Genomic DNA, 13694 nt, shown 5'->3' on the forward strand with positions numbered 1-13694 from the left:
CCGCCGGATGGCGGCGATCACGCGAGCACCGATGTGTAGTAGCTGGGCTTGTCGGAAGGCGGGACGTAACTGCCATCCATCGCGGGCAGGTCGTGATCGGCCCGCAGCTGCGCGGCCGTGGTGCCCACTGATGTCCACCCGTAGTTCGCCAGGTACTCGGAAACGTCTCTGCGGACACCGGAATAGTTCAGCGACCAGATGTCCAGATCAAATCCGTGGTCGCGCCAGGTGCGAGTCGCAGCACGGATGATCTGTTCGACCCGTGCCGAGTCCAGGTCCGACGACCCGACGTAGTTCTCCACCGCCATCCGGCTGGCCGGTGCGCTGAATCGAGTGACGTTGTCCAGCAGTCGATCCTGGGCTTCCGGGGGCAGATAACCGAACAGGCCTTCGGCGATCCAGGCGGTCGGCAGCGCCGGCTGGAATCCGGCCCCCAGCAACGCGGCCGGCCAGTCGTGACGCAAGTCGGCCGGCACCATCCGCAGGTTCGCCGTCGGTTCAGCACCCAGCTGCGCCAGGGTTTCGGCCTTGAACTGCAGCACATCCGGCTGATCGATCTCATACACCGTCATGCCCGGCGGCCACGGCAGTCGGTAGCCGCGCGAGTCGAGCCCGGAGGCCAGGATCACCGCCTGCCGAAGCCCGGCGGCTGTCGCGTCGGCGAAGAACTGATCGAAGTAGCGGGTGCGGATCACCAACTCGGTGGTCATCCGCTGTAGGCCCCAGGCGGCTTCGGGCTCATCGACGTCGGACGCACACAGTTCCCCGGTGGCCCATCGGGTCAGGAATTCGATGCCCACCGCACGGACCAGCGGCTCGGCGAACCGGTCCTCGATCAGTGCGGCACTCGTAGCCCGCGCCCGGCCCGCGGCCACCAGCGTCGCGGTCGCGCCGACATGGCTGGCCAGGTCCCAGTTGTCGTCGTCTGTACGCGTCACCATCCTCCTTCGGGCCAGCGCATCAAGAATCGCACACGATCATCGACCGGTCAGGTCACCGCTGATGAAGACGGTGTCGTCGTCGGCAGCGGGTGCAGCAAGGCCGCTGCGCCGGAACAGTTCGGCCAGCGGGATGCCTTCGAGGCGCCAGCCCTTGGCGCCCAGGTAGTCCAGAACATGGTTGCGCCGGCCGGTGTAGACCAGGGAGGCCAAGTCGATGTCGACACCGTGACTGCGAAACGGGTCAGATATGGTCCGCGCCTGCTCGGCGTCGAAATCCGCTATGCCGGTAACGAATTCGGTGGCGATTCTGCTGCCGGTGGCGCTGAGTTCGGTGATGTGGTCGAAGAGCCGGTCCTGCGCCTGCGGCTTCAGATAGATCAGCAGGCCCTCGGCCAGCCACGCCGTCGGTGCTGCCGGGTCAAGGCCGGCGGCCTGCACAGCCGTCGGCCAATCTCCGCGCAAGTCGACGGACACCGGGCACCGAATTGCGGTGGGCCTGGCTCCGAGTTCGGCCAAGGTCCTCGTCTTGAACTCCATCACCTGGGGGAGGTCGATCTCGTAGACCACGGTCCCGGCCGGCCACGGCAACCGGTAGGCCCGAGCATCCAACCCGGACGCGAGGATCGCCACCTGTCGAATTCCGCTGTCGGTGGCATTGCGGACGTAGTCGTCAAAGTATCTGGTGCGGACCGCATTTCCATCGACCATCGCCTGCGCCACGGCCGGTGAAACGGCCGCGATCGTGGACATGTCGACTTCGCCGTCCATCATCTTGGTGAACAGATCCAGTCCTACCGCGCGGACCAGGGGTTCGGCGAACGGGTCGTCGATCAACCCGCGCGGATCCTTGGTGGCCATTGCCCGCCCGGCAGCGACGATGGTCGCGGTGACACCGACACCGGACGCCAGATCCCAGGTGTCATCGTCGGCGCGGGACATCAGCTCAGCCTAGTGTCGCTGACGCCGGAACAGGCGCCCGTGTTGGCTGCACAACCAGACGATGTCGCCGTCTGGTCCGCGGACGAAGTTGGATCGACTGCCGGTGGGCTGCTGGTCGGGTCCGAGGTCGAGCCCATAGTCCGGCCGGTAGAAGGCGAGTCCCAACTCGACGCTGTGCTGCCCCTCCGGGTCGGCGTCGCCGGCGCCCAAAGTGCCGGCGAGCTTGCCGTCCTGCACCCTTAGGTCGATGACCGTTTGTTCGCGGCTGCCGTCCTGAGAGACCTGCTCGGCGATGTACCGACCCGCGTAGGGTGCCAGGTCGGCTGCGTCCAGGCGGCGCGGTATGGCGGGCAGGTTGGTGATGCCGGCGAATCGGTGCAGTGCCCAGTCGCGGGCGAAGAGGTCGTTGATCAGATGAAATCCGCCATCGGAGTTGGTGAGTACCGTCATGGCGAAGTCGCGATCGGGCACCATGATAAATCCGGAGCGCTGACCCTTCCAGGTGCCGCCGTGCTCGACGATGGTCACACCCTGCGCGGAGGGCCGCAGCATCCAGGTCACGCCCATGCCGGTCAGCTCGACCCAGAGCGTCCCGCCCGCACCGGGATGGGAGCGCATCGCCTCCAGTGATTGTCGGCTCAGGACCCGCTCTCCATTGGGCGCCCGGCCATCGCCGAGGTGGAACTGCGCGTAGCACAGAAGATCTCGCGCGGTGGACATCAACCCCCCGGTCGGGTGACAACTACGTGGGAATGCCCAGAATCCGGTGTCGACAACGGGTTTGCCGTTTATGACACCGTGGGGTGCCGCCACATTCAGACCGATGATCTGGTCGGAGAAGTAGCGGCTGCGGGTCAGCTGCAGAGGTTCGAGCAGCAGTTGCTGCACGGCGGTCTCGTAGTTGGTGCCGGTGACAAGCTCGACGATCCGCCCCGCGACCACTAGTCCTGAGTTGTTGTACGCGAACGCCGTTCCCAACGCAGTCAGCTGAGGTAGCCGTGCCATCGCTCGGACGTAGCGGGCCACCGCGTCCTCACCGCGCCCGAAGTCCTGCCCGTTGCGGCCATCCCATCCTGAGGTGTGATTGAGCAAGTGCCGCACGGTCACCGCGGCGCTCACCGACGGGTCGGCAACCGCAAAGTCGGGGATGTAACGGCGGACCGGCGAATCCAGATCGACCATGCCCCGTTCGGCCAGCTGCATCACCACCGTTCCGGTGAAAGTCTTCGTAGTAGAGCCGATTCGAAATAGGGTGTCACCGTCCACGGGCAATGGATAGTCGACATTGGTTACCCCGTAACCCTTTACGTATTCCTGGCCGTCCGCCCAGACGGCGACCGCCACGCCCGGAATCGCATAGGCTTTCATGCCCGACTCGATCCTGGCATCGAGTTCGTAGAACGCCGCACCGAGGTCGGTGCCGGTGACTTCCTGCATGGCTGCGACGATTTCGCGCGCGCTAGTGGCGCCAGCCCTCGGCGGCCTGCTCGTCGAAGGTACGGTCAATGCGCTCGAAGCGGCGCCGGATGGAGGCGCGGGCCGCCTCATGCGGGATCACATACAGACGGTTGGCCAGGATCGCATCGGCGGTCAGTCGGGCCAGCTCTGCCACCCCGAGGGTGCCATCCTGCTCGGGCAGCCCGGCCACCGTCCCGTCGGGTGTGGACACCAGACCGTAGTCCGCACCGCGGATGCGTTCGGAGTTGGACGCCAACTTGGTCTCGATCACCATCGGACACAGCACCGACACCCCGATGCCGTTGCCCTTGACCTCACGGGCCAGCGTCTCGGCCAGACCGACCACCCCGTACTTGGCCACCCCGTAGGCGCCGAGCCCCGCATTGGGGACCAACCCGGCGAAGGAGGCGGTGAACGCGATGTGACCGCCGGTGCCCTGCTCCAGCAACCGCGGCAGAAAGGCCTCGACCGCGTGGATCGAACCCCACAGGTCGATGTCGATCACCCAGCGCCAGTCCTCGTGGGTCATCTCGGCGATCGGGCCCGCCACCACGATGCCGGCATTGCTGAACAGCACGTCGACCTGCCCGAGCAGCCGGAAGGACTCCTCGGCGAGATGCTGCATCTCCTCCAGATGACGGACATCGCACAGCACGCCGTGCGCGTCGACACCGTCGCCGCGCAGTTGATTGACGGCATGTTCCAAACCCGGTCCGTCGACGTCGGCAAGCACCAATCGCGCACCGCGTCGGGCCAACTCGGTGGCGGTGGCCAGCCCTATTCCGCTGGCCCCGCCGGTGATGACCGCCCCGCGCCCGTCGAAACTCTCCATAGGGCGAACCCTATTTGAGGCAGCTCCCCGCGTCGACGGGCAGGGTGACACCAGTGACGTAGCGGGACTCATCCGAAGCGAAGAACAGCACCGCGTTGCTGATGTCCTCCGCGTCCACCCACGGCACGGGCAGCGTGTGGAACATCTGACAGATCGGGGCCATGTCGTCGGGGCCCGGGTTCTCCAGGTCGGGGCGGAACAATTTCCAGGTGCCCTCGTTCATGATCATGCCGGTGCTCACGTGCGTGGGATGTACCGAGTTGACCCGAATCATGTGGTGTCCCAACTCAACTGCGAACGAACGCATAATGCCCACGACACCGTGCTTGGCCGCGACGTAGTTACCGCAGTGCGGATACGCCTTCAACCCGCCGACCGAGCTGGTCAGGATGATCGAGCCACCCTTCTTGCCGGCAATCAGATGCGGCACACCGGCTTTCACCGTTTTCCATACGCCGGACAGGTTCACGTCGATCATTTCCTGCCAGTCATGTTCGCTGCACTGGTCCAAGGTGTCCCCGCCGTTGCCGATGCCGGCGTTGGCGACGATGATGTCCAACCGGCCCAGCTGCTCGACGCCGGCGTCCACTGCGGCCTTGAGCCCCTCGTAGTCCCGCACGTCGACTTCGGCCGTGAAGATCCGCCGGTTGAGGCCTTTGACCAGATCGGCGGTCTCGGCCAGATCCTCCGGCGTGGCCGCCGGGATCGGGCTGGTCTCCACCACCCGCTTGCAGACGTCGATGGCGATGATGTCGGCGCCCTCCTGCGCCAACCGCACCGCGTGGCTACGGCCCTGACCCAGCGCAGCCCCGGTGACGAAGGCGACCTTGCCCTCTACCCGTCCAGTCATGACTTACCCCTTTTCTGCGTCGTCGTCAGCCGAGCACGGCCGGCATGGATTCCCAACCCCGAACCGTCGACGTCGGGGAAAGCGTGGCTGCGGAGAGATCGACCTCCCAATCCGGGAAGCGCCTCAAGATTTCCTCGAGCGCGATGCGGCCCTCCAGCCGCGCGAGCGCTGAGCCGAGACAATAATGGGTGCCGACACTGAACGTGAGGTGCTGGCGCGTTTCTCGGCGGATGTCGAAAACGTCTCCGTCGGGCGGGAATTGGCGGTGGTCACGATTTGCCGCGCCGATCAGCATCATCATGACGCTGCCTTCGGGCACCTTCTGGCCGTAGTACTCCACGTCGCGGGTCACATAGCGCGCCACATGCGGCGCCGGCGGTTCGAAGCGCAGCAGCTCCTCGATAGCCGCCGGTATCAACGCCGGATTCTCGACCAGCGCACGCCGTTGTTCCGGATGCTCGGACAACACCTTGCCGGCCCAGCCGATCAACCGGGTGGTGGTCTCGTTGCCGGCACCCGACACCACGGTGATGTAGGTGAGCAGTTCGTCGCGGCGCATCCGGCGCACGGTGCCGGTCTCGTCCTCGAACTCCGCGTTGAGCAGTTCGGTGGTGAGGTCGTCGGAGGGATGCGCGGCACGCCAGTCGATGTACTGACTGAAGAACTCGCCGCTGAGCATGGCTTCGGCAGAGAACTCCATCGGCTTGCCGGCCTCGGTGCGCATCTGTGCGTTGGCGAAGTCGCGGGCGGCTTCCTGTTCTTCTTCCGGAACCCCCAGCAGCATGCCGATCACCCGCATCGGCATCTGTGCGCCCAGGTCGGCGACGAAGTCGAATCGACCCGTACCGACCAGCGGATCCAAACTGCGCGCGCAGAATTCACGGATCTTGGGTTCCAGGGCGTTGATCTTGCGCGGCGTGAACATACGGGACAACAACTTGCGGTGGATGTCGTGGATCGGCGGATCCTCGAAAATGAGGACGCCCGGCGGCATCTCGATGTTGGCGCGGATGAGCTCGAGAATGGCGCCGCGCGCGGAGCTGAAGGTCTGATAGTCGACGATCGCGTCATCGACGTCGGCGAACCGGCTGAGTGCGTAGAAGTCGTGCTGCTCGTTGTAGTAGAGCGGCGCCTCTTCGCGCAGGCGCCGGAACATCGGATAGGGGTCGGCGTTGAGCCCGACGTCGTACGGATCGAAGTAGACATCGTTGGGAGCGCTGACTGTCACAGGTAACTGCCCTCTCGCCGGAACCGCGCCCCGTTGGCCGGGAGAGCGCGATCGTGCCGCCTGGGAAACTCTGTCACCACCCACCAACGAGTGTCAACGCGGAATCCGTTTCGGCTATTTACCGTTCTTACTATCAGAGAACAACATTCTCGTCCATTTAGCAATGTGCGATATTCGCTCATCGGGTAATGGATCAGTGGAAATCGAGGCCGGCGCGGCCGCAGCCTATTTGCCGGCGAATCCGCGTGAGCAGAAGTCCCAGACCTCGTCGGACGTAATCGGGTGCAGCGTCTCTTCGTCGGTCCCGCCACTGGACTGCGCGATGAACATCACGGTCTGCATGGTCATCGCGGCGGCCCGCTTCGGGTTGACGTCCGCGCGCAGCTTGCCGGCTTCCGCCGCTGCCTCAGTGAGTTCAGTGAGCAAAGCCAGCAGGGGTGCGTGCGCCACCTTGACCTCAGTCGGGTGGGTCACCAGCAAACGCGGCGCAAAGTCGGTGAACAGCGGCCGCCGCGCAGTCGGGTCGGGGCGAGAGGCCTCGTAGAGCAGCTCCACGGCGACCTTGAGGCGCTCGAGGGCGTCGGTGTGGCTCTCCGTCGCGGCGCGGATCTGGTCGGCCGAGCGGCTCAGGGCGTCCTCGAACAGGGCCAGCAACAGCTCGTGCTTACCGTCAAACTGCAGGTAGAAACTTCGCAGCGACTGCCGGGAGCGGTCCACGACCTCCTGGACAGTGAAGTCGGTGCTGCCCTTCTCGATGATGATGGCCTGCGCGGCATCCAGAAAACGCTGGACGCGCTGCGCCGCGCGCAGTTTCGCGGTCTTGATTGAGCGTTCGACGGCGCGCTGCTTCCACGCCGGCTCTTCGCTGGGGTTTGTCACGGGCGGCTCGGGGGATTGCCGCGCAGGGAGAACATGGTTGGACTGTACCGGAGAACGCCGCGCCATCGCTGTGCTCAACCTCCCCACGGACGGTGTCTAGGAGATTGTAACTTCCTCACGACGAGAATACTATTCTCTTTGACACGTGTTTGGGAAGCAGATTCCAGAGAATAGAACGCGCGTGGGGTTCCAGAGAGGTGAGTGAAGCGCGGTGCAGCTGAGTTTCGATGCCGATGTCGAGGCATTCCGAGCCGAATTCATCGCGTTTCTCGAACAGCACCTACCTGAGGAGGCCGACGCGTTCGAGCGGCCGCGGTCGTGTTCGCACCTGCCCGACTGGGCGGTCCGGTGGCAGCGACTGTTGTTCGACCACGGCTGGCTGTTGCCCGGCAACCCGCCGGAATTCGGCGGGCGCAACGCCTCGTTGCTGCAGCAGTACGTGTGCGCCGAGGAATTGGCCCGGCGGCGGATCTACCGCAGTTTCAACCCCCAGGGTGTCGGGATCATTGCTGCGTCGTTGCTGTCGTTCGGCAGCGACGAGCAGAAGCGGCGTTGGGCGGTGCCGATCCTGCGGGCTGAGATCACCGCATCACTCGGCATGAGCGAGCCCGGCGCGGGCTCGGACCTGGCGTCGCTGAAGACCAGAGCGGTGCTCGACGGTGACCACTTCGTGGTGAACGGGCAGAAGGTCTGGACCTCCGGCGCCCATGACGCCGATGTGTTACTGACCTTCGTACGCACCGATCCGGACGCACCAAAGCACAAGGGCGTCAGCGTGTTACTGATCCCGACGGACACCCCGGGAGTGGTGCGCCGGCCGTTCCCGTCGGTGTGCGATCACGACGACATCGAGTTCAACGAGGTGTTCTTCACCGACGCCCGGGTGCCGGCCGAGAATCTGGTGGGCGAACTCAACGGCGGCTGGCGCGTCGCCACCGGCTCACTGGGCCACGAACGGGCGATGCTCTGGATGGACTACGCCAACCTGTTGGACCAGATGACCGTCGACTACACCCCGACCGGGGTGCTGGAACGGGACTGCTACGCGACGCTGGTGATGGATGCCAGGGCGATGCATCTGCTGGGTTCGGCGGCGACTGCCCGGGCGGCGCGCGGCGAGGAGGACGTGCCTGCGCAGTCGGTACTGAAACTGTTGGGTTCAGAAGCCCTGCAACGTGCTTCGGAGGATGCGCTGAACGCTGCCGGCGCCGATGGTCTGGTGCATCCCGCGGTCACCGCGCCGTTTGCGCCGCTGGACCTCGACGCCCACAGCGGAAGCTGGTTCGACCGTTACGCCCGCAGCTTTGCCGGCACCATCGCCGGCGGGACGTCGGAGATTCAGCGCAACATCATCGCCCAGCGGATTCTGGGTCTGCCGCGCAATTAGCTTGCGCCCGTGGGATTGTCACAGCTGCGCCAGGCGCGGCGCCGAGCCTCGTTCGCGCAGGATCGCGCCGGCTTCGCGGGTGAGATCCCGCGAGCTGCCCAGCAATCCGTCGAAGAGCAACGCGCGCTTGATGTGTCGGTGTAATTCGTGCTCAGCGGTGAACCCGATCCCGCCGAGCACCTGCTGACAATGGCGGGCGGCGGTCAACGCCGCCTGGCCGGCAGCGGCTTTGGCCAGCAGACTGGCCAGATCGTCGGGCTGTTCCATGGCAAGCGTCAAGGTGGCTTCGGCGCCCTCGACGGCGACGAGCGTCTCGGCGAGCCGGTGCCGTATCGCCTGGAAAGAGGCGATGGGACGGCCGAATTGGACGCGGTCCAGCGCATGCCGGCGGGCCAGCGACAGCATCGCCCGCCCGGCGCCGACGAGCCACCAGCCCAGTGCCCGTCGGCCCGCTGCCAGCGCGCCCGCGGACAGCGGATCGCCGGCCGCGGTCCGGTGGATCGGAATCTCGTCGTCCAATGCCGAGCCGGGCTGATCGCCGCGTTCCCAGATCACCCAGGAACCGCCGGAGTACGGCAACGGCACGGTCGCGCCGCCGGTCTGTCCTTCGGCCCGCAGGATGACGTCGTTGAGAACTGCGGCGTGTGCTCCGGTTTCGCCGAGCAATCGGAAGACCAGAGGTATTGCCGCACCAGGGATCTCGTCGAGCATATCGAGCCAGCCCAGGTCAGCCAGTGCGGCGTCGAGACGGGCCCCGGAGCATCGGGCCATCGCCGTTTGCAGCGAGTCGGCGATCAGCTGCAGTTCTTCGGGATCGGTCACCGTCACTCCTTGCCGAGATCGAGCAGCCGGCGGGCGATGATGTTGCGTTGGATCTCGGCGGTTCCGCCGTAGATGCTGGCCGCGCGCGAGTACAGGTACTCCGGGCGCCAGGCGGTGTCGTCGAGTTCGAGTCGGCCGGGCAGCAGGTCGTGCACGGTGTCGTAGAGCTTCTGCTCGGCACCGGCCAGCAGCACCTTGTCGATCGAGGTGTCCGGACCCAACCGGGCGCCGGCGGCCAGCCGGTGCTGAGTGGCGCGGGACCGGCAGCGCAGTGTGTGCAGCGCGAGATATGCTGCGCCCAAGGCGGACTCGTCGGGTTCGGTCACGTCGGCGATGAGCTGGTCGAAGCGCGAGTACAGATAGGCGATGCGTTGCCAGAAGCACGTCGAGCGCTCATAGGGCAACAGGTCCATCGCCAGGCGCCAGCCGTCCCCCGGCTTGCCCAGCATGCGGTTGGACGGGATCACGACGTCGTCGTAGTAGACCTCGCAGAACTCGTCGACACCGTGCATGGTGCGTAGCGGGCGAACGGTGATGCCGGGCGTGTCCATATCGACGAAGAACGCGGTGATCCCGTCATGGCCGGGCGCGGTGCGGGTGAGCACTATGCACCGGGTGGAGTACTGAGCGAAACTGGTCCAGACCTTCTGGCCGTTGACGATCCAATTCTCCCCGTCCTGGACCGCCCGGGTGGACAGTGACGCCAGATCGCTGCCCGATCCCGGCTCGGAGAAACCCTGACACCACTGTTCACGACCGCTGAGCAGTAATGGCACCATTTCCGCGGCGAGTTCGGTTGTCGCGTAATCGATCATCGTGGGTGCGAGCACTTCGAGCATCGAATAGGGGCCGGGTTCGGCCAGCCGCCGTCCCACTACTTCCTCGCCGACCACCGCACGCAGCAGCGCCGGCCCGCCCAGGCCGCCGACCTCGACCGGCCAGCCGTAGCGCATCCAGCCCGCTTCGTAGAGCGCCTCGCTGACCCGCGCGAACTGGCGCATGTGGCCCTGCAGCGAATGATCGGGCCCGGGCGTCAGGTCATGGGCGTCGAGCCACGCGCACAGGTCGGCGCGAAACTGCTCGACGGTGACGGTGCCCGACGTCACGGCGCCGGACGACCCACGGCGTGCGGACGACCGTGGTCGTGCACCCCGCTGCGCCGAATGAACGTCATGGCGCGGGTTTTCAGCCGCCACCCGTCGGCGGTGCGCAGGTAGGTGTCACGGTAGTAGCCGATGCGCATGTCGTGGGCGGAGTGTTCGATGAAGCACAGCGGTTGGGTACCGGTGGCCTCGTCGCCGTCGAGGTCCACCAGCGCGGTCCCGGTCATGAACAGGCCCTTGGGCGCGGCGGCCACCAGCTCCGGAAACCGGTCCAGGGTGTAGGTGTCGCCGAACGCGCTGTAGGTGCCGTCGGGAGTGAACACGCCGATCAGCCCGTCGATGTCGCCCTGAGTGATGGTCACCGCGTAGCGGGCGAGCAACTGCTGGATCTCGACCAGATCGTCAGTTCTGGTTGGCATAAACCTTGCCGCCTTTCATCACAAAGCCCACGTTGCGGGTAACGGTGATGTCGTCCAACGGGTTTCCCGGCACCGCGATGACGTCGGCGAGCATACCCTCGGCCAGCCGGCCCAGTTCAGTGGAGTTGATCAGTTCCGCCGCGGTCACCGTGGCCGCCCGCAGCACCGCCACCGGCGGCAAGCCCCACTCCACCAGGGTGACCAGCTCATCGGCGTTGCGGCCGTGCGGTATTGCCGGCGCGTCGGTGCCGACCGCGATCTTCACCCCGGCCTGGTAGGCGGCCAGAATCGAGGTCTTCGCCTTCGGGAACATCTCGGCGGCCTTGTCCTGTAACTCTTTCGGAGCGTGTGAGACGTCCATCGCGTCGGCGAGCCTGCGGGTGGTCACCAGGAACCGATCGTTGTCGACCAGCATCTGAATCGCCTCGTCGTCCATCAGAAAGCCGTGTTCGATGCAGTCGATACCACATGCCACCGCATGCTTGACCGCTTCGGCTCCGTGCGTGTGCGCTGCGACGCGCAACCCCCGCCGGTGTGCCTCGTCGACGATGGCGCGCAGTTCCTCATCCGAATAGTGTTGTGCGCCAGCTTCACCGGTCAACGACATCACGCCACCGGAAACACACACCTTGATCAGCTGGGCGCCGTGTTTGATCTGGTAGCGCACCGCTTTGCGGATCTCGTCGACCCCGTTGGCGATGCCCTCTTCGACGGTGAGCTCGAGTGCGCCCGGCATGAATGCGGCGAACATGGTCGGATCCAGGTGACCGCCGGTGGGGGTGATCGCATGCCCGGCAGGCACAATGCGCGGTCCGTCGATCCAGCCGGCGTCGATCGCCTTGCCCAGCGCGACGTCGAGCAGGTAACCACCGGTCTTGACGAACAGCCCGAGGTTGCGCACGGTGGTGAACCCGGCACGCAGGGTGCGGCGGGCGTTGCCGACCGCGCGCAGCACGCGGGTCGGCGGGTCGTCCTGCACCTGGGACAGTCCCGGCTTCTCGCCGCGCCCGCCCATCAGCAGATTGACCTCCATGTCCATCAATCCGGGCAACAGGATCTGGTCGCCCAGGTCGATGACCTCAGAATCCGAGCCTGTGACATCGCCGCCGACACCGACGATGCGGTCGCCGTCGATCCGCAGGATGCCGGGCGAGACGATCTCCCCGGCATCGACGTCGAGCAGTCCCGCCGCTTTGAGCGTGAACTGCGATGAGCCGCGTGCGCGAAGAGCGTCAGGCACCGTTCAGATCACCGGTTCCCGAAGCACTTCCACCCATGCTGCGCCGCTGTCGGGGACCCGCGGTTGCTTCCACGCCTCGATCGGGAAGGACACCATGACCAGCGACTGCATGATGTGCATCAGTGTCTTCGCGTCGTCCGGCAGATCGTCGAGCGGGTACTTGTCGCAGTAGGCGATGACGTCTTCCAGGAGCGGGAAGGCGACGTCGTAGAACTGCTGCATCTCGGCCATCGTCGACGCCAGCCGCTTGGCGTAGCGCTCGGGCTCGGTGGCCAGATCCCAGTCCAGATATGGCTCCAGGGCCGCGAATTCAGACGGTAGCGACATTGTTCTGGTACTCCTTCACGAGATTACCGGTCGTCTTGTGCAGATGACGGATCAAGACTTCCTGGTCGCACAGCAGAAACTCGGTGACCGCCCTGGTGCCGATCATGGTCTGGGTCGCCTCCAGTGTGTTGGCGTCCTGTAATGCGTACTCCTTGAACGTCACCGCGGCCAGCTCCTGGGCCAGGCGTTCCCGCGCGTTGCGCGGCGGGACGAAATACAGTGATGCCTCGAAGATGTGCTTGTCCACCGCGGTTGGCCAGTAGTGGTAGGTCAGATACCAACCCGGCTCCCAGATCAGCAGCATGAAGTTCGGGTAGAACAGCCACGAGTCGATGCCCCACTGCGGCACCCGCTTCACGTTGACTCCCGGCGGCAGCTCGAGATCCTTGATGATCTCCGGCTTGTCCCATGGACCGAACAATCCGCTACGCAGCACCTGGTCCATCGGCTTGACCATGGACATGTCCGGGGGTGGGGCCTGTCCGCCCCAGGTCGACTGCAGGTTGTGCGGGCCGGCCAACTCGTAGTGCAGCGCCTCGTAGCCGAACTTCTGGATCTTGGCGGCTTCCTCTTTGGTGTACTGCCCCTGGTGCAGGATCGGCGCGTGGTAGAACTCGACGAACGCGTCGATGAACAGCTTCCAGTTGCTGCCGACTTCTGCTCGATAGGAATAGGTTTCGGTCATCTCGCCGAAGGGATAGCCTTCGATGCTTTTGGCCAGCGGTCCGAGATAGTCGATCAGCGGCGCCGCATTGTCGTCGAAGTTGATGAAGATGAAGCCTTCCCAGACCTCGCACCGCACCGGCGCCAGGCCGTACTGGCCCTTGTCGAGGTTGAAGAATTCTTCGGGTTGCTGAACGAAGGTCAGGTCCCCGTCCAGGCTGTAGCGCCAGGCGTGGTACTTGCAGGTGAACTGCCGGCAGGTGCCGGAAGTTTCTTCGTTGGGAAAGTCGTTCCACACCAACTTGTTTCCGCGGTGCCGGCAGACGTTGTGGTACGCCTTGACCGAGCCGTCCTTGGTCTTGACGATGATCACCGACGTGCCGGGGCCGGCCGACGGTAGCTCCCGGGTGAAGTAGCTGCCGGTGCGCGGCAGCCGATTGACCCGTCCGACATTGAGCCACTGCTTCTTGAAGACCGCTTCGCGCTCGGCCTCGAAGAACGCCGGGTCGATCGAGTCGGTGTAGTCGACCGGGTCGGTTCCCAGTTCGGGGTAGTTCTCTGTCCAGCTGCCGGCGGCTGGCTTGGGGAAGTGGGCCACTTTTACCT

Annotated in this window: 14 protein-coding genes; 1 reads left to right on the plus strand and 13 read right to left on the minus strand. The window is 65.4% G+C overall.

Annotation, left to right across the window (positions count from 1 at the left end):
- Positions 1–17: 17 nt before the first annotated feature.
- The 7 genes from AC5Y6Y_RS18490 to AC5Y6Y_RS18520 form a co-directional block, all read right to left on the minus strand.
- A complete protein-coding gene (locus tag AC5Y6Y_RS18490; RefSeq protein ID WP_463827226.1) occupies positions 18–938 on the minus strand; it encodes a class I SAM-dependent methyltransferase in 921 nt (306 codons plus the stop codon).
- Positions 939–977: 39 nt separating this feature from the next.
- Positions 978–1880 (minus strand): class I SAM-dependent methyltransferase, encoded by a 903-nt coding sequence (locus tag AC5Y6Y_RS18495; protein WP_499919227.1) that lies wholly within the window; start codon positions 1878–1880, stop codon positions 978–980.
- A 9-nt stretch (positions 1881–1889) separates the two neighbouring features.
- The gene (locus tag AC5Y6Y_RS18500; RefSeq protein WP_499919226.1) at positions 1890–3317 is read right to left on the minus strand and encodes a serine hydrolase domain-containing protein; all 1428 of its coding nucleotides are present in this window, start codon (positions 3315–3317) and stop codon (positions 1890–1892) included.
- A gap of 22 nt (positions 3318–3339) precedes the next feature.
- Positions 3340–4170 carry an SDR family NAD(P)-dependent oxidoreductase gene (locus tag AC5Y6Y_RS18505; RefSeq protein ID WP_463827229.1) on the minus strand — a complete coding sequence of 277 codons (831 nt, stop codon included), beginning with the start codon at positions 4168–4170 and terminating at the stop codon, positions 3340–3342.
- A 10-nt stretch (positions 4171–4180) separates the two neighbouring features.
- On the minus strand, positions 4181–5020 hold the full coding sequence (locus AC5Y6Y_RS18510) for a mycofactocin-coupled SDR family oxidoreductase (RefSeq protein WP_463827230.1): 840 nt from the start codon (positions 5018–5020) through the stop codon (positions 4181–4183).
- 25 nt (positions 5021–5045) lie between these two features.
- Positions 5046–6248: a cytochrome P450 gene (locus AC5Y6Y_RS18515; protein ID WP_499919225.1), complete on the minus strand. Its 1203-nt coding sequence runs from the start codon at positions 6246–6248 to the stop codon at positions 5046–5048.
- Positions 6249–6473: 225 nt separating this feature from the next.
- Positions 6474–7127: a TetR/AcrR family transcriptional regulator gene (locus AC5Y6Y_RS18520; protein ID WP_463827232.1), complete on the minus strand. Its 654-nt coding sequence runs from the start codon at positions 7125–7127 to the stop codon at positions 6474–6476.
- 211 nt (positions 7128–7338) lie between these two features.
- Here AC5Y6Y_RS18520 and AC5Y6Y_RS18525 point away from each other — a divergent pair, with 211 nt between their 5' ends.
- Positions 7339–8514, plus strand: a complete 1176-nt coding sequence (locus AC5Y6Y_RS18525; protein WP_463827233.1) for an acyl-CoA dehydrogenase family protein — start codon at positions 7339–7341, stop codon at positions 8512–8514.
- Between the two features lie 18 nt (positions 8515–8532).
- Here the strand turns inward: AC5Y6Y_RS18525 and AC5Y6Y_RS18530 are convergent, their stop codons facing one another.
- Genes AC5Y6Y_RS18530 through AC5Y6Y_RS18555 form a run of 6 tightly spaced genes read right to left on the minus strand, consistent with a single transcriptional unit; the run spans position 8533 to position 13686 of the window.
- Positions 8533–9285 (minus strand): acyl-CoA dehydrogenase family protein, encoded by a 753-nt coding sequence (locus AC5Y6Y_RS18530; protein ID WP_499919253.1) that lies wholly within the window; start codon positions 9283–9285, stop codon positions 8533–8535.
- A gap of 53 nt (positions 9286–9338) precedes the next feature.
- Positions 9339–10442 (minus strand): acyl-CoA dehydrogenase family protein, encoded by a 1104-nt coding sequence (locus tag AC5Y6Y_RS18535; RefSeq protein WP_499919222.1) that lies wholly within the window; start codon positions 10440–10442, stop codon positions 9339–9341.
- Positions 10439–10858: a nuclear transport factor 2 family protein gene (locus AC5Y6Y_RS18540; protein ID WP_463827235.1), complete on the minus strand. Its 420-nt coding sequence runs from the start codon at positions 10856–10858 to the stop codon at positions 10439–10441. Before AC5Y6Y_RS18540 ends, AC5Y6Y_RS18535 begins: the two co-directional genes overlap by 4 nt.
- Positions 10842–12098 (minus strand): metal-dependent hydrolase family protein, encoded by a 1257-nt coding sequence (locus tag AC5Y6Y_RS18545; protein WP_499919220.1) that lies wholly within the window; start codon positions 12096–12098, stop codon positions 10842–10844. The genes AC5Y6Y_RS18540 and AC5Y6Y_RS18545 overlap by 17 nt, the downstream gene beginning before the upstream one ends.
- Positions 12099–12101: 3 nt before the next feature.
- A complete protein-coding gene (locus AC5Y6Y_RS18550; RefSeq protein WP_463827237.1) occupies positions 12102–12425 on the minus strand; it encodes a hypothetical protein in 324 nt (107 codons plus the stop codon).
- Entirely contained in the window at positions 12409–13686 is a 1278-nt protein-coding gene (locus AC5Y6Y_RS18555; RefSeq protein WP_463827238.1) for an aromatic ring-hydroxylating oxygenase subunit alpha, read from the minus strand. Before AC5Y6Y_RS18555 ends, AC5Y6Y_RS18550 begins: the two co-directional genes overlap by 17 nt.
- Positions 13687–13694: the final 8 nt, after the last annotated feature.

It is taken from the genome of Mycobacterium sp. NGS24, assembly GCF_059813065.1.

What these genes read in the sequence shown, in the direction of transcription:
- AC5Y6Y_RS18495 (WP_499919227.1), bottom strand. Translation starts at nt 1,880, where the DNA reads ATGTCCCGCGCCGACGATGACACCTGGGATCTGGCGTCCGGTGTCGGT.
- AC5Y6Y_RS18500 (WP_499919226.1), bottom strand. Translation starts at nt 3,317, where the DNA reads ATGCAGGAAGTCACCGGCACCGACCTCGGTGCGGCGTTCTACGAACTC.
- AC5Y6Y_RS18505 (WP_463827229.1), bottom strand. Translation starts at nt 4,170, where the DNA reads ATGGAGAGTTTCGACGGGCGCGGGGCGGTCATCACCGGCGGGGCCAGC.
- AC5Y6Y_RS18510 (WP_463827230.1), bottom strand. Translation starts at nt 5,020, where the DNA reads ATGACTGGACGGGTAGAGGGCAAGGTCGCCTTCGTCACCGGGGCTGCG.
- AC5Y6Y_RS18530 (WP_499919253.1), bottom strand. Translation starts at nt 9,285, where the DNA reads ATGGCCCGATGCTCCGGGGCCCGTCTCGACGCCGCACTGGCTGACCTG.
- AC5Y6Y_RS18540 (WP_463827235.1), bottom strand. Translation starts at nt 10,858, where the DNA reads ATGCCAACCAGAACTGACGATCTGGTCGAGATCCAGCAGTTGCTCGCC.
- AC5Y6Y_RS18550 (WP_463827237.1), bottom strand. Translation starts at nt 12,425, where the DNA reads ATGTCGCTACCGTCTGAATTCGCGGCCCTGGAGCCATATCTGGACTGG.